Source organism: Ferrimonas sp., from assembly GCF_048263965.1.
In the GTDB taxonomy this organism is placed as follows: domain Bacteria; phylum Pseudomonadota; class Gammaproteobacteria; order Enterobacterales; family Shewanellaceae; genus Ferrimonas.
Genome location: NZ_JBLXDO010000003.1, coordinates 128,458 through 149,836 on the forward strand (window position 1 = coordinate 128,458; position 21,379 = coordinate 149,836).

At 58.7% G+C, this 21,379-nt stretch carries 19 protein-coding genes; 1 reads left to right on the plus strand and 18 read right to left on the minus strand.

The features are described from left to right. Positions 1–13 precede the first annotated feature (13 nt). The 18 genes from tilS to rpsB all read right to left on the minus strand — a co-directional run bounded on the left by tilS (position 14) and on the right by rpsB (position 20,268). Entirely contained in the window at positions 14–1,339 is a 1,326-nt protein-coding gene (gene tilS / locus ACN0RV_RS04790) for a tRNA lysidine(34) synthetase TilS (protein WP_417346065.1), read from the minus strand. Beyond that, a complete protein-coding gene (accA, locus tag ACN0RV_RS04795; protein ID WP_417346068.1) occupies positions 1,330–2,289 on the minus strand; it encodes an acetyl-CoA carboxylase carboxyl transferase subunit alpha in 960 nt (319 codons plus the stop codon). The genes tilS and accA overlap by 10 nt, the downstream gene beginning before the upstream one ends. Positions 2,290–2,323: 34 nt before the next feature. Next, positions 2,324–5,800, minus strand: coding sequence for a DNA polymerase III subunit alpha (gene dnaE, locus ACN0RV_RS04800; protein ID WP_417346069.1), 3,477 nt, complete (start codon positions 5,798–5,800; stop codon positions 2,324–2,326). Positions 5,801–5,803: 3 nt separating this feature from the next. Then, positions 5,804–6,379 (minus strand): ribonuclease HII, encoded by a 576-nt coding sequence (rnhB, locus tag ACN0RV_RS04805; RefSeq protein ID WP_417346071.1) that lies wholly within the window; start codon positions 6,377–6,379, stop codon positions 5,804–5,806. Next, a complete protein-coding gene (gene lpxB, locus ACN0RV_RS04810; protein ID WP_417346073.1) occupies positions 6,372–7,517 on the minus strand; it encodes a lipid-A-disaccharide synthase in 1,146 nt (381 codons plus the stop codon). Before lpxB ends, rnhB begins: the two co-directional genes overlap by 8 nt. A 10-nt stretch (positions 7,518–7,527) precedes the next feature. Beyond that, positions 7,528–8,298 carry an acyl-ACP--UDP-N-acetylglucosamine O-acyltransferase gene (gene lpxA, locus ACN0RV_RS04815; protein ID WP_417346075.1) on the minus strand — a complete coding sequence of 257 codons (771 nt, stop codon included), beginning with the start codon at positions 8,296–8,298 and terminating at the stop codon, positions 7,528–7,530. Between the two features lie 4 nt (positions 8,299–8,302). Then, positions 8,303–8,740 carry a 3-hydroxyacyl-ACP dehydratase FabZ gene (gene fabZ / locus ACN0RV_RS04820; protein WP_407644142.1) on the minus strand — a complete coding sequence of 146 codons (438 nt, stop codon included), beginning with the start codon at positions 8,738–8,740 and terminating at the stop codon, positions 8,303–8,305. 26 nt (positions 8,741–8,766) lie between these two features. Beyond that, positions 8,767–9,804: a UDP-3-O-(3-hydroxymyristoyl)glucosamine N-acyltransferase gene (lpxD, locus tag ACN0RV_RS04825; RefSeq protein ID WP_417346077.1), complete on the minus strand. Its 1,038-nt coding sequence runs from the start codon at positions 9,802–9,804 to the stop codon at positions 8,767–8,769. 5 nt (positions 9,805–9,809) lie between these two features. Continuing rightward, on the minus strand, positions 9,810–10,295 hold the full coding sequence (locus tag ACN0RV_RS04830) for an OmpH family outer membrane protein (RefSeq protein WP_417346286.1): 486 nt from the start codon (positions 10,293–10,295) through the stop codon (positions 9,810–9,812). A gap of 61 nt (positions 10,296–10,356) precedes the next feature. After that, positions 10,357–12,846 carry an outer membrane protein assembly factor BamA gene (bamA, locus tag ACN0RV_RS04835; protein ID WP_417346078.1) on the minus strand — a complete coding sequence of 830 codons (2,490 nt, stop codon included), beginning with the start codon at positions 12,844–12,846 and terminating at the stop codon, positions 10,357–10,359. 29 nt (positions 12,847–12,875) lie between these two features. Continuing rightward, positions 12,876–14,225 (minus strand): sigma E protease regulator RseP, encoded by a 1,350-nt coding sequence (gene rseP / locus ACN0RV_RS04840; protein WP_417346080.1) that lies wholly within the window; start codon positions 14,223–14,225, stop codon positions 12,876–12,878. After that, on the minus strand, positions 14,225–15,415 hold the full coding sequence (ispC, locus tag ACN0RV_RS04845; RefSeq protein ID WP_417346082.1) for a 1-deoxy-D-xylulose-5-phosphate reductoisomerase: 1,191 nt from the start codon (positions 15,413–15,415) through the stop codon (positions 14,225–14,227). The genes rseP and ispC overlap by 1 nt, the downstream gene beginning before the upstream one ends. A 2-nt stretch (positions 15,416–15,417) precedes the next feature. Beyond that, on the minus strand, positions 15,418–16,275 hold the full coding sequence (locus ACN0RV_RS04850) for a phosphatidate cytidylyltransferase (RefSeq protein WP_417346084.1): 858 nt from the start codon (positions 16,273–16,275) through the stop codon (positions 15,418–15,420). A gap of 27 nt (positions 16,276–16,302) precedes the next feature. Then, positions 16,303–17,061, minus strand: coding sequence for a polyprenyl diphosphate synthase (gene uppS, locus ACN0RV_RS04855; protein ID WP_417346086.1), 759 nt, complete (start codon positions 17,059–17,061; stop codon positions 16,303–16,305). Between the two features lie 89 nt (positions 17,062–17,150). Then, the gene (gene frr, locus ACN0RV_RS04860) at positions 17,151–17,708 is read right to left on the minus strand and encodes a ribosome recycling factor (RefSeq protein ID WP_286340174.1); all 558 of its coding nucleotides are present in this window, start codon (positions 17,706–17,708) and stop codon (positions 17,151–17,153) included. A gap of 38 nt (positions 17,709–17,746) precedes the next feature. Then, positions 17,747–18,472, minus strand: a complete 726-nt coding sequence (pyrH, locus tag ACN0RV_RS04865) for a UMP kinase (protein ID WP_417346088.1) — start codon at positions 18,470–18,472, stop codon at positions 17,747–17,749. A gap of 70 nt (positions 18,473–18,542) precedes the next feature. After that, on the minus strand, positions 18,543–19,418 hold the full coding sequence (gene tsf / locus ACN0RV_RS04870) for a translation elongation factor Ts (protein WP_417346090.1): 876 nt from the start codon (positions 19,416–19,418) through the stop codon (positions 18,543–18,545). Between the two features lie 121 nt (positions 19,419–19,539). Continuing rightward, entirely contained in the window at positions 19,540–20,268 is a 729-nt protein-coding gene (gene rpsB / locus ACN0RV_RS04875; RefSeq protein WP_028110826.1) for a 30S ribosomal protein S2, read from the minus strand. A 268-nt stretch (positions 20,269–20,536) separates the two neighbouring features. On the opposite strand from rpsB, the gene map reads away from it, so the two are divergent. Then, positions 20,537–21,325 carry a type I methionyl aminopeptidase gene (gene map, locus ACN0RV_RS04880; RefSeq protein ID WP_417346092.1) on the plus strand — a complete coding sequence of 263 codons (789 nt, stop codon included), beginning with the start codon at positions 20,537–20,539 and terminating at the stop codon, positions 21,323–21,325. The last annotated feature ends 54 nt before the right edge of the window (positions 21,326–21,379 follow it).

Here is a 21,379-nt window from a genome sequence, read left to right on the forward strand (position 1 = left end):
GAGGCGGTGAGGCCTACTCCTGACGAATGGGGACCAGTCCAGGTCCCAGGGTCTCCAGTGCCTCCTGCTCCAGCCAGTAGCCCAGGGCGGCCACCAGCTTGTCACCGAAGAACAGCATGGGGATCTGGCCTCTCAGCCAGGGGGGCACTCCTAGCTCCTGCCACACTTTCTTCAATGGTCTGGAGCCACTGCGATTGGCGGGACGAACCCGTCGTGTCCCCAGAAGATCATAGCGCACCAGTACCGACTCTCCGGCTCGAGGCAGCCTGAGCCGCTCGCCCTCGGCGCGTTCCTCCAGGCACCAGTGTTCGCCGTTGGCCATCTGCTGACGCACCCTGGGGATCATCATCTCCAGCTCCGCATCCAGCGAAGGTGCCTCTCCCACCAGATACAGGGCATCACGGAAACGACGCAACTGGCACTCACCCAGTTTCAGGGTGGGCTGAGCATCCTCCCGGGCCAGCCAGAACTGCGCCAGTTGCTGCAGCTGAACTTGGGAGGGCATCAATTGATTATGCTTTCTTAACCAGTACCTTACCAGATTATTTCTTCGGGGCGCACTGAGGGCGGCCAGACCACTGATCCCCAGGCCGCCGCTGCCAACCTGATGCTGACGCAGATCCTCCTTCGCCAGTTCATCGCACAGGCTCTGCTGCTCGCCACACAACTGAGCACTGCGATGAACCGCATGATGAAACCCCGGCCAGCGATCCTTCATCAAGGGCAGAACCTTATGACGCAGGAAGTTGCGGTCGAATCGCAAGTCGGTGTTGCTGTCATCTTCGATGTGGGCCAGTCCCAATTCTGCTGCAGCGCTCTCCACCTCGGCGCGGGAGTGCCCCAACAGAGGCCGCAACATGGTAGCTCCGGCAAAGGGTTGGGAGGCCAGCATCCCTGCCAAGCCCAGGGGGCCGCTGCCCCGCTTGAGGGCGAGCAGCAGGGTTTCCGCCTGATCATCTTTGTGCTGGGCCGTCAGCAACAGATCGCCGGGCAACAGCAACTGGTTGAGGGCCGCATAGCGGGCCTCCCGGGCGGCGGCTTCCAGGCTGACTCTCGGGCCCTGCTCCACCGACACCTTGGTCACCGTCAGGGGCAAACCATAAAGCTCGGCTCGGCGACGACAATGGGCCACCCAGCTCTCGGCATTGTCCGATAAGCCATGGTTTACGTGAATAAGCAGGAAGGGACGGGAGGGAAATTCGGGACGGAGGCGGCCAAGGATGCTGGCCAGCAGCTCCGAATCGATACCGCCGCTGTAGGCCAGGACCACGCGGCGGGCATTGTCCAGATGGGCCGCCAGGGCGGCCCGAACGCTGGACTCAAGCTGGGTTAACGACAATAACCGTACTCCATCAATCGGTCGTAACGTTGTTCCAGCAGGGTATCCAGATCCAGCTTCTTCAACAAGCCCAGATCGTTCAAAATTTGATCTTTAAGGGAGGCGGCCATCGCTTCCATGTCCCGGTGGGCACCGCCACGGGGCTCGGAGATCACCGTATCCACCAGTTTGAGCTCATTAAGGCGCTCTGCGGTGATGCCCATGGCTTCCGCCGCCTTGGGGGCTTCCGCGGCGTCCTTCCACAGGATGGAGGCACAACCTTCCGGAGAGATCACCGAGTAGGTGGAGTACTGCAGCATGTTGACTCGGTCGCCCACGCCAATGGCCAGGGCACCGCCGGAACCGCCTTCACCAATCACGGTGCAGATCACCGGCACCTTAAGGCCAGCCATCACCTTGAGGTTACGGGCAATGGCTTCACTCTGGCCACGCTCTTCCGCACCGACCCCCGGGTAAGCGCCAGGGGTGTCGATAAAGGTGATGATGGGCATCTTGAAGCGCTCAGCCATCTCCATCAGACGCAGGGCCTTACGGTAGCCCTCGGGGCGAGGCATGCCGAAGTTACGACGTACCTTCTCCTTGGTGTCACGGCCTTTCTGATGGCCAATCACCATCACAGGCACCCCATCGAGGCGTGCGGTACCGCCGATGATGGCCGGATCGTCGGCGAAGGCACGGTCGCCGCACAATTCATCGAACTCGGTAAAGATATGATCGATGTAATCCTGGGTGTAGGGACGCTGGGGATGGCGGGCCATCTGGGCCACCTGCCAAGCGCCAAGATCGTCAAACACCTTGGTGATCAGCTCTTCACGCTTCTCCTCCAGCTGCTTGATCTCATCCTGCAGATCCATATCCAGGTTGCTGTTGCGGCTGACGTTCTTCAGTTCGTCAATCTTTGCCTGCAGTTCGGCAATGGGCTGTTCAAAATCCAAAAAATCCAGGCTCATACTCTGATCACCTAAAGGTGTCTGTCGACACTCATCAATAAGTCATGGTCACTTTGCCCGGCCCGAACAACGTCTCGAGTTGCAGCAGCAACTCGTCATCGGGCCGGACCTGCCAGTTCGGGCCCAATTGCAGGGTCCCGCAGGCGTCGGGTCGGTTATATCGTATCTGTACTGGGCAACTGCCCTGTTTAAAGTCACCCAAGAGGGTTTTGACTCGGTCCAGCTTGGTGTCATCCAGGTCTTGTGAGTCCAGATCCAGGGTGACGCCCTTGGCCCACTTCTCTCTGGCCTGACTGATGTCCAGCACCTCTTTGGCAGACATTTTATTGCCGCCGCTGAAATCATCAAAGCTGACCTCTCCCTCAACGATCAAGATCTTATCCTTTACCAGCAGATCTTGGTACTTTTCCACCCCTTCTGCAAACAGCATCACCTCCAGGCGGCCGCTTTTATCGTCCAGGGTGAGGATCCCCATCTTGGAACCCCGTTTGGTGATCATCACGCGGGCGGCAATCACCAGGCCGGCAACCCGGGTAGACTTACCCCGGCCCGTGGGCACCACATCCTTAAGGCGACCGGAAGTCCAGCCTTTTATCTCCTTAAGATACTGATTGATGGGGTGACCGGTCAGATAGAGGCCCAGGGTATCCCGCTCGCCGTCCAGCCAGATCTTATCCGGGAAGGGAGGCACGCTGACGAAGGCATGGTCCGCCTGGCCCGGCTCTGGGCAGAGATCGCCGAAGAGATCGCCCATGCCCTGGGCGACGTTGCGGGCATTCTGTCCTGCGGCCTTGGCCGCCGAGTCGAGGGTGGCCATCATCGCCGCCCTGTGGGGGCCCAGGTTGTCCATGGCCCCCGCCATGATCAGCTTTTCTATGGTGCGTTTATTGACCTTCTTGAGATCCACCCGGTTGCAGAAATCAAACAGGTCGTGGAAGACACCTCCCGCCTCACGGGCTTCGAGGATCGCCTCCACCGGGCCTTCACCGACACCCTTGATGGCGCCGATGCCATAGACGATCTGCTCCTGCTCGTTCACATTGAACTTGAACAGACCCATATTGACGTCCGGCGGCAGCACAGGCAGCCCCATGCGGTTGCACTCGTCCACCAGGGTCACCACCTTGTCGGTGTTGTCCATATCCGCCGACATCACCGCAGCCATAAAGTAGGCGGGGAAGTGCTTCTTCATCCACAGGGTCTGGTAGGAAACCAGGGCGTAGGCGGCGGAGTGGGACTTGTTGAAGCCGTAACCGGCGAACTTCTCCACCAGGTCGAAGATCTTCATCGCCAGTTCGCCGTCGACACCGTTGCTCTCCGCTCCCTCACGGAAGGTGCCCCGCTGCTTGGCCATCTCCTCAGGCTTCTTCTTACCCATGGCCCGGCGCAGCATATCCGCGCCGCCAAGGGTGTAGCCCGCCAGGACCTGGGCGATCTGCATCACCTGCTCCTGGTAGAGGATGATGCCGTAGGTGGGGTCGAGAATCGGCTTCAGGCTTTCGTGCTGGTATTGGGCATCCGGGTAGGAGATATCCTCTCGACCATGCTTACGGTCGATGAAGTTGTCTACCATGCCCGATTGCAGCGGCCCCGGACGGAACAGGGCCACCAGGGCGATCATGTCTTCGAAGCAATCCGGCTTCAGCCGGCTGATCAGCTCCTTCATCCCGCGGGATTCCAACTGGAATACCGCGGTAGTCTCGGAGCGCTGCAGCATGTCGAAGCTGGGCTGATCGTCCAGGGGGATCGATTCGATGCGCACCGGCGCTTCACCCTTGGCCTCCAGGGCCGGATTCAGCATGTCCAGTGCCCACTGGATGATGGTCAGTGTCCTCAGGCCCAGGAAGTCGAACTTCACCAGACCAGCGGTCTCCACGTCGTTCTTGTCGAACTGGGTCACCGGGTTACCGCCGCTGTCGTCGCAGTAAAGCGGCGCAAAGTCGGTAATGGTGGTGGGGGCAATCACCACCCCCCCTGCGTGCTTACCGGCGTTTCGGGTCACCCCTTCGAGCTTGCGGGCGATGTCGATGAGGTTCTGCACCTCCTCGTCCCGGTCGTACAGCTCCGGCAGCGCCGGCTCCTCCTTGAACGCCTTGTCCAGGGTCATCCCCGGATCCGGCGGAATCAGCTTGGAGATTCGATCAACGAAACCATAGGGGTGCCCCAGTACCCGGCCTACGTCGCGAATTACCGCCTTGGCCGCCATGGTACCGAAGGTGATGATCTGCGACACCGCGTCCCGGCCATACATCTCGGCGGTATGGTCGATCACCTCATCCCGGCGATCCATGCAGAAATCCACATCGAAATCGGGCATGGACACCCGCTCCGGGTTGAGGAATCGCTCGAACAGCAGGTCGTACTCCAGGGGGTCCAGATCGGTAATCTTCAGGGCGTAGGCCACCAGAGAACCGGCACCCGAGCCCCGGCCTGGGCCCACAGGGATATTGTTGTCCTTGGACCACTGGATAAACTCCATCACGATGAGGAAGTATCCGGGGAAGCCCATGGAGTTGATCACCTCCAGCTCAATTTTGAGGCGATCGTCGTATTCGGGGCGCTTCTCGGCACGCTCGGCAGGATCCGGGAACAGGAACTCGAGGCGCTCCTCCAGGCCATCTTCCGAGGCCTTGACCAGGAAATCCTCAATTTTCAGATCCCCGGTGGGGAAGTCGGGCAGAAAGTACTCGCCCAGGCGAACGGTGACGTTACAGCGCTTGGCGATCTCCACGCTGTTCTGCAGCGCTTCGGGAATGTCCTGGAACAGCTCTACCATCTCCGCCTCGGTGCGGAAATACTGCTCCCTGGAGTAGAGTCTGGGGCGACGGGCGTCATCCAGGGTGTAGCCGTCATGGATACACACCCGAATCTCATGTTCATCAAAGTCTTCCGGGTTGAGGAACACCACCTCGTTGGTGGCCACCACCGGCAGGCCGGCGGCCACCGCCAAATCCACCGCCCGGTGCAGGTAGGTCTCCTCCCCTTCGCGCCCTGTGCGCAGCAGCTCCAGGTAGTAACGGTCGGGGAAGTGGGTCTGATAGAACGCCGTCAGCTGGTCCACCACCTGCTGGTTGCCCTTGGTCAGGGACTGGCCGACATCGCCATCCTTGCCGCCGGAGAGCAGGATCAACCCCTCGGCGTGCTCCGCCAGCCAGTCACGATCCAGAACCGGCCTGTGGTTGACGTGCCCTCTCAGGTAAGCCTTGGAGATAAGCAGGGTGAGATTCTTATACCCTTCGTTGTTCATGGCGATGACGGTCAGTCGACACTGCAGCTCATCCAACTCGGGGCAGATCTGCCAGAAGTCGGCCCCGATGATCGGTTTGATGCCGTTCTTATGGGCACCGCCGTAGAACTTCACCAGACCACAAAGGTTGGTCTGATCGGTCAGGCCGATGGCCGGCATCTGCTGCTCCGCCGCCCTGGCCAGGATGGGGCCCACCTTCTGCAGGCCATCCACCATGGAAAAATCGGAGTGTACCCTCAGATGGATAAACTTGGGATCGGCCATGGGTTACTCCAGGCCCAGTGCGCGGCGCACCGGTTTAAAGCTGGTTCTGTGGTGTGGGGTCGCGCCCTGGGTGGCCAGGGCCTCAAGATGGGCGGCGGTGGGGTAACCCTTGTGACCGGCAAACCCATAATCCGGATAGAGCTTGTCCAACTCTTTCATCTCCCGGTCCCGAACCACCTTGGCCAGGATGGAGGCGGCGCTGATGGCAGGCTCCTTGTCGTCCCCCTTCACCAGGGCTTCCGCCGCCAAACCGCCAAAGTCAGGACAACGGTTGCCGTCTACCCGCACCAGAGTGGGGGTCAGGGTGAGGCCGGCGACCGCGCGCTGCATCGCCAGCATGGTGGCATGGAGAATATTCAGGCGGTCGATCTCCTCGACGCTGGCCCGGCCCACATGCCAGGCCAGGGCCTTCTCCTGGATCTCAATGAAAAGCGCTTCACGGCGCTTCTCCGACAGCTTCTTGGAGTCACGCAACCCCTCAATGGGATTGGCAGGGTCCAGGATCACCGCGGCGGTCACCACATCCCCCACCAGGGGGCCACGGCCCACCTCATCCACACCGGCAATCAGCTCACTCATGATCGGCTCCAATCAGCTGTAACACCGCCTTGGCGGCCTGTTCCGAGGCATCCAGGCGCAGCTCCTGGTGCATCTGGGTGAAGGTGGCCAACAGTTCGCTGTTGTCCCCGTCGAGGTAACCACTGACCTGCTGGGCCAGGGCGTCGGCGGTGCACTCATCCTGAATCAGTTCAGGCACCAGATCCCTGCCTGCCAGCAGGTTGGGCAGGCTGTATCTGTCGATGTTCATCATCCGCTTGGCGATGCGGTAGGTCATGGGAGCCAGCTTGTAGGCCACCACCATGGGACGCTTCACCAGCATCGCTTCCAGGGTGGCGGTGCCGGACGCCAGCAGAATGACGTCCGACGCAGCCATCACGGTACGGGACTGACCGTCCACCAGCACCAGCTCGAGGTCCGGGGCCAGTTGCGCCTTTAGGGCGTAAAACTGGCTGCGGCGGGCCTGGTTGGCCAGGGGCACTACTATGGTGAGTTGTGGATGGCGCGCCTTGAGCTGGGCGGCGGTTTCCAGGAAGGTGGGGCTCAGACGCTTCATCTCACCGCCACGGCTGCCGGGCAGCAGCGCCAGCACCTGTCCCTCCTGGGGCAGATTCAGGGCCTCTCTGGCCTCCGCCTGGTCACTGACCAGGGGAATCTCGTCCGCCAGGGTGTGCCCCACGAAGGTGCAGGGCACCTGATGTTGGTCGTAAAACGCCTTTTCGAAGGGCAGCAGGGACAGCACCAGGTTAGTGGCCTTCTCGATCTTGAAAATGCGCTTGGGGCGCCAGGCCCAGACTGACGGGCTGACGTAATGCACCGTGGGGATGCCAGCGGCCTTCAGCGGCGCTTCGATGCGCAGATTAAAGTCCGGCGCATCCACACCGATGTAGAGGTCAGGACGACGATCCATCAGTGTGCTGATCAGCTGTTTTTTGATCTTCAGAAGGCGGGGCAGACTGCCAAGCACCTCCACCAGCCCCATCACCGCCAGGGCCTCCATGTCCGCCAGGTTCTCCATCCCCACTTCCTGCATGCGGGGACCGCCGATGCCAATAAACTGAGCATCGGGGTGGCGTTTGCGAAGGGCCTTCATCAGGCCGGCACCTAAAATATCGCCGGAGAGTTCCCCGGCGACGATAGCTATGGTCAACTGGCTCAAGCCAAGCTCCTCAACGAACGATACCGCGGCTGGATTGCTCGACAAAATCTGCCAGCATCCCCACCTCTGGGTGCGCGTCCGCCAACTCCCTCAACTGGGGCATCGCCTCGGCGGTGGTCAGGCTGGAGCGGTAGAGAATCTTGTACGCCTTGCGAATGGCGGTGATCGCCTCCTTGGAGAAACCGCGACGCTTGAGACCTTCGTTGTTGATCCCCCGGGGCACCGCGCTCTGGCCGGAGGCCATCACATAGGGGGGCACATCCTGCAGCACCAGGGAGCAGCCTGCGGTAAAAGCGTGAGCACCAATCTTCACAAACTGATGCACCCCGGTCATGCCGCCGAGGATGGCGTGATCGCCCACCTGCACGTGTCCGGCGATGGAGGCGTTGTTGGCCATGATCACATGGTCACCGACCATGCAGTCGTGGGCCACGTGGGTGTAGGCCATAAACAGGTTGTTGGAGCCGATCTTGGTCAGTCCCTGATCCTGAACCGTGCCGCGATGCACTGTGCAGCACTCACGGAACACGTTGTTGTCGCCAATCTCCAGGCGGGTCGGCTCGCCAGCGTACTTCTTGTCCTGACACTCCTCACCGATGGAGGCAAATTGGAAAAACTTGTTGCCCTTGCCGATGGTGGTGGGTCCCTTGATCACCACATTGGAGCTGATCCAGGTGTCATCACCTATGATGACGTCGGCACCAATGTAGCTGAACGGACCTATGGTGACGTTATCGCCAATCTTGGCATCGGGGTGGATTACCGCCTGGGAATGGATCACGGGATCAAGCCTCTCTCTTGGCACACATCAAGTCTGCGGAGCAGACAACCTTACCGTCGACCTTGGCTTCGGCCGCGTAGAAGCCGATGCCACGCTTGGCTTTCTGGAAGTAGACGTGCAGGTCCAGGGTATCGCCCGGAGTCACCTGGCGCTTGAAACGCACATTATCGATGCCGGCGAACAGGTACAGCTCGTTTTCACCCTTACCATAGGTCTTGAACGCCAGAATGGCGGACGCCTGGGCCAGGGCTTCCAGGATCAGCACACCGGGCATAATGGGTGCAGCCGGGAAGTGGCCGGGGAAGAAGGGCTCGTTGTAGGTCACGTTCTTGCGGGCGTGCAGAGACTCACCGGGAACGAAATCGAGGACCCGGTCCACCAGCATAAAGGGGTGACGGTGTGGCAGAAACTGGAGGATCTCATTGACCTCCATGGTGTTCATTTGCTCAGACAAGGTGGGCTCCAAACTTATTCACTATCTTGCTCTGGCTCAGCCAGCTGTTTCTCCAGCTGACGTAAGCGCTGATACATATCTTCCAACTGGCGCGAGCGCACCGAGTTGCGACGCCAGGACTTGTTGTCCTGAATGGGTGACCCGGACGAGTAAACACCGGGCTTGTTCAGCCCCTTGGTTACCCGGGACATCCCGGTAACATGGACACCATCGGCCAGCTCGATATGGCCGGCAATACCGCTGTTGCCGCCAATGATGCAGTGACGGCCAATCTTGGTGCTGCCCGCAACCACGGTGCAGCCCGCCAGGGCACTGTGGGCACCGATGACGTCGTTGTGGGCGATCTGACACAGGTTATCGATGATCACCCCCTCCTCGATGATGGTGTCATCGATGGCACCCCGGTCTATGGAGGTGTTGGATCCAATCTCAACCCGGTCACCGATGATCACCGTACCGACCTGGGGAATCTTGATCCATTGACCACGCTCGTTGGCGTAGCCAAAACCGTCTGAACCGATCACCGCACCTGAGTGGATGATGCACTCCTCCCCCACCACCACGCCATGGTACAGGGTCACATTGGCCCACAGGCGAGTGGCGCGGCCCACACGGGCACCTCGGCCCACCACGGTGCCGGCGCCAATCTGGGCGCCATCACCGATTACCGCTTCCGCTTCGACTACTGCGTTGGCGCCGATGCAAACCCCTTCACCCAATTGGGCACTGGGTTCCACCACCGCCGAGGGGTGGATGCTGTCGGCGGCTGCCGGAGTAGTGTCCAGGATCTGGGCGATGCGGGCGAAGCAGACGTAGGGGTTGGCGGCCACCAGGGCATTGCCCGGATAATTTTCCGCATCCTGCGCAGACAAAATCACCGCTCCAGCGGCGGTGTTGTCTAACTGTTTACGATATTTGCTGTTTGCCAGAAAACTGATCTGGTCAGGGCCAGCATTTTCAAGGGTGGCCACTCGGGCCACCACTTTACTGCCGTCCCCCTGAACTGTGGCGCCGACCAGTTCGGCCAGCTCCACCAGGGTTTTGCTTGCCATAGTGCTTAGTTGCCTTTACCTACAGCTTGAACCACTTTCTCGGAGATGTCTGCGGCGCTGTTTACGTACACTGCGGCACCGCGCTGCAGGATCACATCGAACTTCTCCTGCTCAGCCAGGCTGTTGATCGCCAGCTGTACCTGCTGCAGCAGTTTCTGCTGCTCTTCCTGCTGACGCTTCTGCATATCTTCCTGCAGGTTGCGGCCCTTGCGGTTGAAGTCGGCGTTCAGGCTCTCCATCTGACGGCTCAGCTCGGTTTTCTGAGCGTCGGTCATCAGCAGGGCATCCTTCTGCTGCTTCTCGGACAGAGCCTTCAGCTCCTCCTGCAGCTTGCGCACGGCAGCCACACGCTCGGCAAACTCAGTCTCCAGGTTCTGCATCATGGATTCGGCCTGAGGCAGCTTGCTCATCACCAGGCGCATGTCCACAACACCGATTTTCTGGGCCCAGGCGGAGGGAGCAACGGCAACCAACATCAGGGCAAGGGTCATTAACTTCTTCAAACTCAAATTCCTCTGTCTTTATTAGGCGGCGACCGAAGTCGCCGTTTCTTTAGAAAGTACGTCCAATATTGAAGGAGAACACTTCACTGTCATCCCCTTCGTACTCTTTGAGCGGCTTCGCCAGACTGAACACCATGGGGCCCATGGGGGACAGCCACTGCACTGACAAACCAGCTGAGGCTCGGATTCGGCTCGGATCGGAGTAGTCCTGAATCTTCTCAAATTCGGACTGAGGCAGCGATCGGTAGCTTTCATAATCGAACTCAGTATCCCATACGTTACCGGCATCGACAAAGAAGCTGGTCCGGACGGAGTTCTTATAGGACTCGTCCAGGAAAGGCGTCGGAATGATCAGCTCGGCACTCAGGGTTGCGATGGCGTTACCACCGATGGAGCGTCCGCTGTTCACCGCTACGGTATCAGGATCGCCAGGTAAACTACAGCCACCGAAGTTTCCGCCTGGCAGTGGGATACAGGGAGTACCGTCACCGGTCAGGTAGAAGGCTCGCGGGCCCACCGAGTTGGTCTTGAAGCCTCGCAGCACGGTGGAACCACCGGCGTAGAAGTTCTCCCAGAATGGCAGGATGTTGTCCTGATCCTGGTACTGACCATAGCCGTTACCATAACCCAGCTTACCCCGGGTCAGGAACACCCAGTCGTGGGTGCGGTTCAGCGGGAAGTAGAAGCTGGTGTCGAAGCTGACCTTGAAGTACTGAACGTCAGATCCGGGGATGGTCACCTTACCAAACAGCTTCTGGTTGTTACCGGAGGTTGGGAAGGTACCACGGTTCAGGGTACTGCGGGTCCAGTTGGCGTTCAGTTCATAGTTGTCAAACGCCAGGGTGCTGCTGGAATCCGTAGGATCGCCATAGATCTCGTAGAACTTCAGTACCTGCTGGTATGGGGACACCTCAGACAGCTCGTTGTGACGGTAGAACAGGCCCAGACCCAGGCGGTTGTACTCATTCACAGGCCAGGAGAGGTCGGCACCAATACCATAGGAGTTGTTCTTATAGGACTCCAGATAGTACTCATCGGCGTCAAACTCAGACCAGTAGACGTTAATGCCAGCACTCACCCCATCCTTGGTAAAGTAGGGATCGCGATAGGTGGCGTTAACACTCTTCTGATAGGAGTTGTTGTTCAGGTTGATGGCCACGTTGTTGCCCGTGCCCAGGAAGTTGCTCTGAGACACACCCAACTGCAGACTCAGCTTGCTCTCGGTACCATAGCCGACACCGAAGTTGAAGGAACCGGATGGCTGCTCCTTCACCTTGTAGCTGACGTCCACCAGATCCTCGCTGCCGGTAACCGGGGTGGTTTCCACCTCGACGGTCTCGAAGAAGCCCAGACGGTTCAGTCGCTCCTTGGACAGCTCCACGGAACGGCTGTTGAGCCAGGCCCCCTCGAGCTGACGCATCTCACGGCGGAGAACCTCATCTTTGGTCACTGTGTTACCCGAGAAGCCCACGGAGCGCACGTAGATCCGTTTGCCGGGGTCGACGTTGATGTTGAGGGAAACCTCTTTGGTCTCCTCGTCCACCTCAGGGTAGGTGGTCACCTTGGGATAGGCGTAGCCGTAGCGTCCGAGGAACTTACCAATAAGCTCCTCGGTAAAGGTGACTTCGCCACCGTTGTACATCTCACCAGACTCGATGGGTACCAGCGCTTGCATCAGCGCCTCTTTGCCCAGCAGTTCACCGGTGAGGTTGACCTCCTTAACGGTGTACTGTTCGCCCTCATCGACGTTCACTGTGACGTAGAGACCGGTTTTGTCCGGCGTCATCGCCACCTGGGTGGAGTCCACCTTGAACTTGAGGTAGCCGCGATCGTTGTAGTAGGAGGTCAGGGTTTCCAGATCCCCCTCAAGACGCTGCTTCTGGTAACGGCGGTCGCCAAAGAAGTCCCACCAAGCCACGTAGTCGGTCAGTTCGAACAGACCGATCAGCTCCTCATCGGGGAACACACTGTTACCCACGATGTTGATCTGGTGGATGTCGGCGGCGTCGCCTTCGGTGAACTTCAGCTTCAGCTCAACCCGGTTACGCGGCAGGGTGATCACCTGCGCCTTTACCTTGGCGTTGTATTTACCGACGCTGTAGTAGAAATCCTGCAGGCTGCCCTCAATCTCGGTGAGGATGGTACGGTCCAGGGGTTCGCCGGTCTTGATGCCGGACCCGTCCAGACTCTCCTGCAGCTGCTCATCCTTGATATCTTTGTTGCCGTCGAACACGATGTCGGCAATGGTCGGTCGTTCACGGACCAACACCACCAGGGTGTTGCCGTCACGAGCCACGGCGATATCTTCAAAGTTATCGGAAGCATAGAGGGAGCGAATCGCCCGCTGCAGAGCCAGGGTGTCCACCTGATCCCCCACCTTTACAGGCAGATTCAGCAACGCAGCACCAAGAGCAACCCGCTGTAACCCCTCAACCTTAATATCGTCAACCACAAAGGCGTCAAAGCCTGCAGCCTGCCCCTGTGCCGAAATGGCCGCACCGATGAATACCATCGATGCCATAATTTTATTCAGTCTCATAGACGAAGATTCTTATTATTTCCTTGGGCTTACAGTCGTGCTACGTCATTGACGATAGCGATAATCATCAACATCAGAACCAATGCGGATCCGATGCGATACCCCACATCCTGAATCCGTTCAGGAACCGGCTTACCGGTAACCAGCTCCACAGCAAAGTAGAGCAGGTGGCCCCCATCCAGTACCGGCAGAGGCAGTAAATTGATGATCCCCAGGTTGACGCTGATCAGCGCCAGGAACCCCAGGAAGTAGACCAGACCGAATCCTGCGGTGCTGCCTGCCCCCTGAGCGATGGAGATGGGACCACTTAGGTTACTCACCGCAAGGTCCCCAGTAAACAATTTACCTATTGTTTTTAACGTCAGTTCAACCAACTGCCAGGTGCGATCAAGCGAGGGCCCCACGGCGGACAGCAGCCCGTAGCTGAGATCCACCTGATACTCCTTGGGCCAGGGCTCCATGGTCGGGGAGATCCCCACCTTGCCCACCAGCTTGCCCTCCTCTGAGGTGACCTCATCGGGCACCACAGTCAGGGTCATGCTGTTGAAATCACGCTGTACGGTGAAGCTCATTGGCTTGCCCGGGTGGGCTTCCACCTCGGTGACCAGCAGCTCCCAGTCGTGGTAGGGCTCACCGTTCACCGCCATCAGCTTGTCACCGACCCGCATGCCAGCCTGATAGGCCGCACCCTCTTCGGTCACCAGTCCCAGGACATTGCTGACCTGAGGCCGCCAGGGCATCACACCCAGGCTGACAAACAGAGGCTCTTTGTCCGGCTGCACCTTCCAGTCTGAAATATCCAGATTGACGGTTCTGGGCCGACCATCCTCCTCCAGGGTCAGAGTCATCTGCTCGTTGCCGATGTACTCCACCATGGCCAAGTTGACCGCTTCCCAGTCCACCGTCTCCCGCTGACCGACCCTGGTGATGATCGACTGGGGCGAGATGGCCGCTTCGGCGGCAATGGTGCTGGGCGCAACCTCTCCCACCACGGGACGCACTGTGGGCACGCCCATCAGGAACATCACATAGAAGGCAAAGATGGCGAAGGCGAAGTTGGCCAGCGGCCCGGCGGCAACAATGGCGATTCGCTGCCAGACCGTTTTGGCGTCAAAGGCCTGCGCCTTCAGGTGGTCGGGAACCTCCTCGACACGGCTGTCCAGCATCTTGACGTAACCCCCCAGGGGGATGGCAGACAGGCTGTACTCAGTGCCGTCCTTGCCAATCCGACGAAGCAGCACCTTGCCGAAACCGATGGAGAAACGCTCCACCTTGACTCCGCAACGGCGGGCCACCCAAAAGTGGCCATATTCGTGGACGGCAATCAGGATTCCCAGGGCAACCAGAAAGGCGCCGAGACTCCAAAAAAACTGAAACATTAAGCTCCTCTGGCGATCCAGCTGTCGGCCAGCACTCTGGCCTCCCTGTCCAGCTCACCGAGGGCGGACAAGGTCATCAAAGGGCTCAGGTCCGCCCGTTCCAGACAGTGGGCGTTGACCCGGGCAATGTCGGTAAACCTGATCTGTCCCTTCAGAAACGCCGCCACCGCCTGTTCGTTGGCAGCATTGAGAACCGTGGTTGCCTCCTGGCCACTGTTGCAGGCGTCCATCGCCAGCTTCAGACAGGGGTAACGCTGGAAATCCGGCGCTTCGAAGGTTAATTGTCCGACCTTGAAGAAATCCAAAGGTTCCACGCCGCTGTGGATTCGAGTCGGATGGGAAAGACTGTGGGCAATAGGTGTGCGCATGTCAGGTTGGCCCATCTGAGCCAGCACTGAGCCATCCTGGTACTGCACCATGGAGTGGATGACACTTTGAGGGTGGATCACCACCTGAATCTGTTCTGGGGTAGCGTTGAACAGCCAGCGCGCTTCGATGTACTCCAGCCCCTTGTTCATCATGGAGGCGGAGTCGACCGAGATCTTCTGTCCCATGCTCCAGTTGGGGTGGGCACAGGCCTCGGCCGGCGTGATGAGATCGAAACTGTCCAGAGCTCGGGTGCGGAATGGCCCGCCAGAGCCGGTCAAAAGCAGGTGAGAGATGCCGTTGCCGGCCAGGTCGCAGTGACCCAGGGTGTCCTGCACCTGTGTGGGCAGGCTCTGGAAGATGGCGTTGTGTTCGCTGTCCACCGGCAGCAGGGTGGCGCCATGCTCGCGCACCGCGTCCATAAACAACCGGCCGGACACCACCAGGGCCTCCTTGTTGGCCAGCAGAATCCGCTTACCCCGGCGCACCGCCGCCAGGGTGGAACTGAGCCCCGCCGCGCCGACGATGGCAGCCATCACCACATCCACACTGTCCAGTTCGGCCACCTGAACCAGGGCCTGGTCACCGGCCAGCACCTGGGTGTCCACCTTACCGCTCAGCGCCCTCTCCAGGGCCAGAGCCGCATCGGCATCCACCATCACCGCATAGGCTGGGCGAAACTCCTCGCACAGAGCCACCATCGCCTGCCAATTGCCATTGGCGGTCAGTACCTCGACCTCATACTGCTCTGGGTGCCGGCGCACTACGTCCAGGGTGCTGCTACCAATGGAGCCAGTGGCCCCAAACAGCGCGAGTCTTTGCATGGTCAAATCCACCAGTAAAGGTACAGCAGAGCAAACACCGGCATCGCGGCGGTGATGCTGTCAATTCGATCAAGGATACCACCATGGCCAGGCAACAGGCGACCGCTGTCCTTGATATTGGCACTGCGCTTGAACATGCTTTCAGACAGGTCCCCCAGGGCGGAGGAGAGTGCAGTCAGCAGTACTGCCGCCAGCACAGGAATAAAACCGTTATTGGGCAGGTAGTTCCAGGCCGCTGCTGCCAGCAGGGCACACACCAGCAGGCCGCCGGCCAGACCTTCGATGGTCTTACCCGGGCTGACATGGCGGGCCAGTTTATGCTTACCGAAGGCGCGACCGAAGAAGTAGGCACCGGTATCCGCGCCCCAGACAATCAGCAACACCGCCAGCACCAGGTAGGCACCATAGTGGGGATCCTGCATCTGAGGGGCACTGTGCAGCACCAGCATGGCCACAAAGGCCGGCAGCAGCGTCAGCTGGCCAAACACCGCCTTGAGTACCATAGAGTGGTGCCAGACACGCACCGAGCGTACATAGGTCACCACCAGCCCCAGGGCGATCAGCCACCAGATGCCGCCCACCTGGAGCAGCCCCTCGGCCAGAGGATGCAGCTTGTCGCCCAGCCAGAGCAGTTCACTGGGCACCATAAAGTAGAAGGCACCCATGAGCACGGCCATGGAGAGGGTAAAACTGGCTTGTATCAGGCGGTCGCCTGGTTGAATGAAGCTGCCCCACTCTTTGGAGGCCAACAGGATCACCAGGGCGATGGCCAGGGCGAAACCGTCCGCGGACAACAGGAAGATGGCGGCCAGTGCTGCCGGCAGCAGCAGCACGGCGGTTAAAACTCGTTGCTTAAGCAAAAAAAACCTCTTTGGGTTGAATTCTTGTTATGGGGCCGAGACCTGGGCGCTGGTCTGGCCGAAGCGACGCTGTCGTCCGCAATACTCGTCGAGGCAACTCTCCAGCGCCCGCTCGTCAAAATCAGGCCACAACACCGGGCTGAACACCAGCTCGGCGTAAGCCGCCTGCCACAGGATAAAGTTGCTGATTCTGTGCTCGCCGCCGGTACGCACCAGCAGATCCACCTCGGGCAGATCCGCCATGGTCAGGTAACGGCTGATGGTGTCTTCACAGATCTGCTCCATATCCAGGTGGCCCTGCTTCACCTCTTGGGCCACACGACGGGCCGCCTGCATCATGTCCCAACGACCACCATAGTTGGCGGCCACGTTGAGCACCAGGCCCTGGCAGTCGGCGGTCATCGCCTCCGCCTTGCGGATACGTTGCTGCAAATCCTCACTGAAGGCAGAGACGTCCCCCACCACCTTCAAGCGAACATCGTTGCTCTTGAGCAACTTTACCTCACGGGACAACACCGTCATAAACAGCCGCATCAATAATGCGACCTCACGCTCCGGACGCCGCCAGTTTTCACTGGAAAACGCGAACAAGGTCAACGCCTTGATCCCGTGCTTACGGCAAACGCGAACCGCTTCGCGAACCGCCTTGACCCCGGCACGGTGACCGGCAAACCTGGGGCGCCCCTTGGACTCGGCCCAACGGCCATTGCCATCCATGATGACGGCAATGTGTCTCGGCAGAGACTCGGCAGATGCCGCTGGTGAGGAATCACGACTACTGAGCATGAAGGTGTTAATCCCGGCAAATAAAAACAGAAACGCCGCGTAGTATATCCAAACGCGGCGTCGATTCGCTAGCAAACGGGGACGTTTGCTTAGATCTCCATCAGCTCGGCTTCTTTCTCGGCCAGCACGGCGTCGACGGCCTTAACGAACTTATCGGTCAGCTTCTGAATGTCATCCTCAGCGCGACGAGCATCGTCCTCACTGATCTCCTTCTCTTTTTCCAGCTCCTTGATGTGGGAGTTAGCATCACGACGGATGTTACGGATGGCCACTTTGCCGTTCTCAGCTTCGGCGCGAACCACTTTAACCAGGTCCTTACGGCGCTCTTCGGTCAGAGGAGGCAGAGGGATGCGGATGGTGGTGCCGGCGGAGTTGGGGTTCAGACCCAGGTCAGACGCCATGATCGCCTTTTCAACCGCCTGAATCATGGAGCGGTCGAATACGGTCACAGCCAGGGTACGGCTGTCTTCGGTGGAGATGTTGGCCACCTGCTTCAGAGGGGTATCGGCGCCGTAGTAAGAGACTACGATGGTGTCCAGCAGGCTGGGGTGAGCCCGGCCGGTACGAACCTTGGCCATCTGTGTGCGGCAGGCTTCCACACTCTTATCCATGCGCGCTTCGGCGTCTTGCTTAATGTCGTTAATCACGGTGAACTTCCTTACGGTGTCGACTCGATGCGTAAATATTAGTTGGTGATCAGGGTGCCGTTGGCTTCGCCCATCACCGCCCGGCGCAAGGCGCCCGGCTCGTTCATGTTAAAGACCAGCAGAGGCAGGTCGTGATCCCTGGCCAGAGTAAAAGCAGACAAGTCCATGACTTTCAGCTCTTTCTCCAGAACCTCTTTGTAGGTGATTTTATCATACTTCACAGCGTCGGGATTGGTAACCGGATCATCTGAGTAAACTCCATCCACCTTGGTGCCCTTGAGAACCACGTCCGCTTCAATTTCGATGCCACGCAGACAGCAGGCGGAATCAGTGGTGAAGAAGGGGTTACCTGTACCGGCGGAGAAGATCACCACCCGGCCCTGCTTCAGCAGGCTGATCGCTTCAGCCCAGCTGTAGTTGTCACAGACGCCATTGAGGGGGATGGCCGACATCAGTCGGGCGTTCACATAGGCACGGTGCAGTGCGTCACGCATCGCCAGGCCGTTCATCACGGTGGCCAGCATGCCCATGTGGTCACCCACCACCCGGTTCATGCCGGCTTTTGCCAGGCCTTCACCGCGGAACAGGTTGCCACCGCCGATCACCAAACCTACCTGCACACCCAGCTCAACCAGCTCTTTGATCTCCTGAGCCATACGATCAAGAACCTTGGCGTCGATGCCGAAGCCCTCTTCGCCCTGGAGTGCTTCACCACTGAGTTTTAACAAGATGCGTCGAAATGCGGGTTTTGGATTGGTGCTCATCTTTTTCTCTATCCTGAATATTAAAAGACCGCGACAGTAGGCCGCGGTCTGCATCAACTAAGCGTTGGCCTTAGGCCTTCTTGGCAGCTTCGATTTGAGCCGCTACTTCTGCAGCGAAATCTTCTTCAGCTTTCTCGATACCTTCACCCACTTCCAGACGTACGAAGTTGGTTACATCGGCACCCTTGTCAGCCAGCAGCTTGCCACAAGAGATGGAAGGATCCTTAACGAAAGGCTGGCCGGTCAGAGAGATCTCACCGGTGAACTTCTTCATGCGGCCTTCAACCATCTTCTCGGCGATCTCCTGAGGCTTGCCGGAGTTAACGGCAATCTCAACCTGGATAGCGCGCTCTTTGGCAACTACGTCGGCATCCACGTCTTCAGGCTTCACAAACTGTGGGTTGGAAGCTGCAACGTGCATGGCGATGTCTTTGGCCAGCTCAGCGTCGCCGCCGTTCAGGGCAGCCACAACACCGATCTTACCACCGTGGATGTAAGCACCCAGGTTAGAACCTTCAACCAGCAGCACGCGGCGAACGTTCATGTTCTCACCGATCTTGGCAACCAGGTTGGCACGAGTTTCTTCAACGGTGATGCCGTCCAGCTCAGCAGCGTTCAGGGCGTCAACGGTGGCGATCTTGCCAGCCAGGGCTACTTCAGCAACCTTGTTGGCGAAAGCCAGGAAGCTTTCGTCACGGGCAACGAAGTCGGTTTCACAGTTAACTTCTACCATTGCGGCCAGACCGTCGTTGCTCTTAACGATGATCACACCTTCAGCAGCGATACGGCCAGCTTTCTTGGCAGCTTTGGCCTGACCGGACTTACGCATGTTCTCAATGGCCAGCTCGATGTCACCGTTGGTCTCAACCAGGGCTTTTTTGCAGTCCATCATGCCAGCGCCGGTGCGCTCGCGCAGCTCTTTTACCAGGGCAGCGGTAATTGCCATGTCCAATTCCTCTATGACTTGCGTCTTTTGAATACTTAAAAAAACAGGGGCCACGATGGGCCCCTGTTAACCAATAACCTTTTGGTTAATAAGGGGCGAGTAAACTCACGCCTTATTATGCTTATTCAGCTTCTACGAAACCGTCTTGCTCAGCTTGAACAGCCAGGTCCTGGTTGCGACCTTCGGTTACAGCTTCAGCAACAGCGCCGGTGTACAGCTGGATAGCACGGATTGCATCGTCGTTACCTGGGATAACGTAATCGATGCCGTCTGGGTTGGAGTTGGTATCAACTACGGCAACTACTGGGATACCCAGGTTGTTGGCTTCCTTGATGGCGATGTGCTCGTGCTCGGCGTCGATCACGAAGATAGCATCAGGCAGGCCGCCCATGTTCTTGATACCGCCCAGAGACTTCTCCAGCTTAACCATTTCACGAGTACGCATCAGCGCCTCTTTCTTGGTCAGCTTTTCGAAGGTGCCGTCTTGGCTCTGAGCTTCCAGGTCCTTCAGACGCTTGATGGACTGACGAACGGTCTTCCAGTTGGTCAGCATGCCGCCCAACCAACGGTGGTCAACGTAGAACTGGTCACATTTCAGAGCAGATTCTTTGATGCTCTGACCAGCAGCGCGCTTGGTGCCAACAAACAGGATTTTACCCTTCTTGGATGCAACGTTGCCCAGGAAAGCCAGAGCGTCGTTCATCATAGGAACGGTAGATTCCAGGTTGATGATGTGAACACGGTTACGAGCGCCGAAGATGAAAGGCTTCATCTTGGGGTTCCAGTAACGGGTTTGGTGACCGAAGTGCACACCGGCCTTCAGCATGTCGCGCATAGATACAGTTGCCATGAGATTCCTCAATAATATATGGGGTTAAGCCTCCACGTATCCCATGACCCGACCCCTGAGGGCACCCCGGACCATGTGCCGATACGTGTGTGGTTTAATAACAATTTAACGATATAATGGCGCCATTGTTCGCTTGGGAGCCCAAACCTGAAGGTCAGGGGTCCGTTCAAGACTCAACAGAACCGGCGCGCTTTATACCATACTGGGGCATAAAGCTCAACCTGGCCCGGTTTCCCAGAGCCCGAAATTCGATAGAAAGAGTAGACTAATGAGCATCGTTATCAAAACCCCAGAACAGATCGAAAAGATGCGCGTGGCCGGCCGCCTGGCTGCCGAGGTGCTGGAGATGATCGCACCCCACGTGAAGAAAGGGGTAACCACGGAAGAGTTGAATACGCTCTGTCATAACTACATCGTTGATGTACAGGAGGCGATTCCGGCGCCGCTGGATTACCACGGCTTCCCCAAGTCCACCTGCATCTCCATCAATGAAGTGGTGTGTCACGGCATCCCCTCTCACAAGAAACTGAAAGAGGGCGACATCGTCAACATCGATATTACGGTGATCAAGGACGGCTTCCACGGTGACACCTCGCGGATGTTCATTGTCGGCCAGACACCGCCTCGCAACAAGAAGCTGGTACAGGTAGCCCAGGACTCTCTCTACGCCGCCATTCGCCAGGTCCGCCCCGGCCTGTGCATGAGCGAGATCGGTGCCATCATTCAGCCCATCGCCGAGCGCGAAGGCTTCTCCGTTGTACGCGACTACTGCGGTCACGGCATCGGCGAGAAATTCCACGAAGAGCCACAGATCCTTCACTATCGCAACCGCGCCAAGCTGACCCTGCAGGCGGGCATGTGTTTCACCATTGAGCCCATGATCAATGCCGGTGACTACCGCTGCAAGCTGAACAAGAAGGATGGTTGGACAGTGACCACCAAGGATGGCCAGCCCTCTGCCCAGTGGGAACACACCCTGCTGGTGACCGAAGATGGCGTCGAAGTGCTGACATTGCGAAGCGAAGAAACCCTGGAAAGGGTGATCTCCCACGCCTGACCTCTCACCGACCCGCCGCCGGTGCGGCGGGTCCCCCCAAAAGGACCCTCGCCG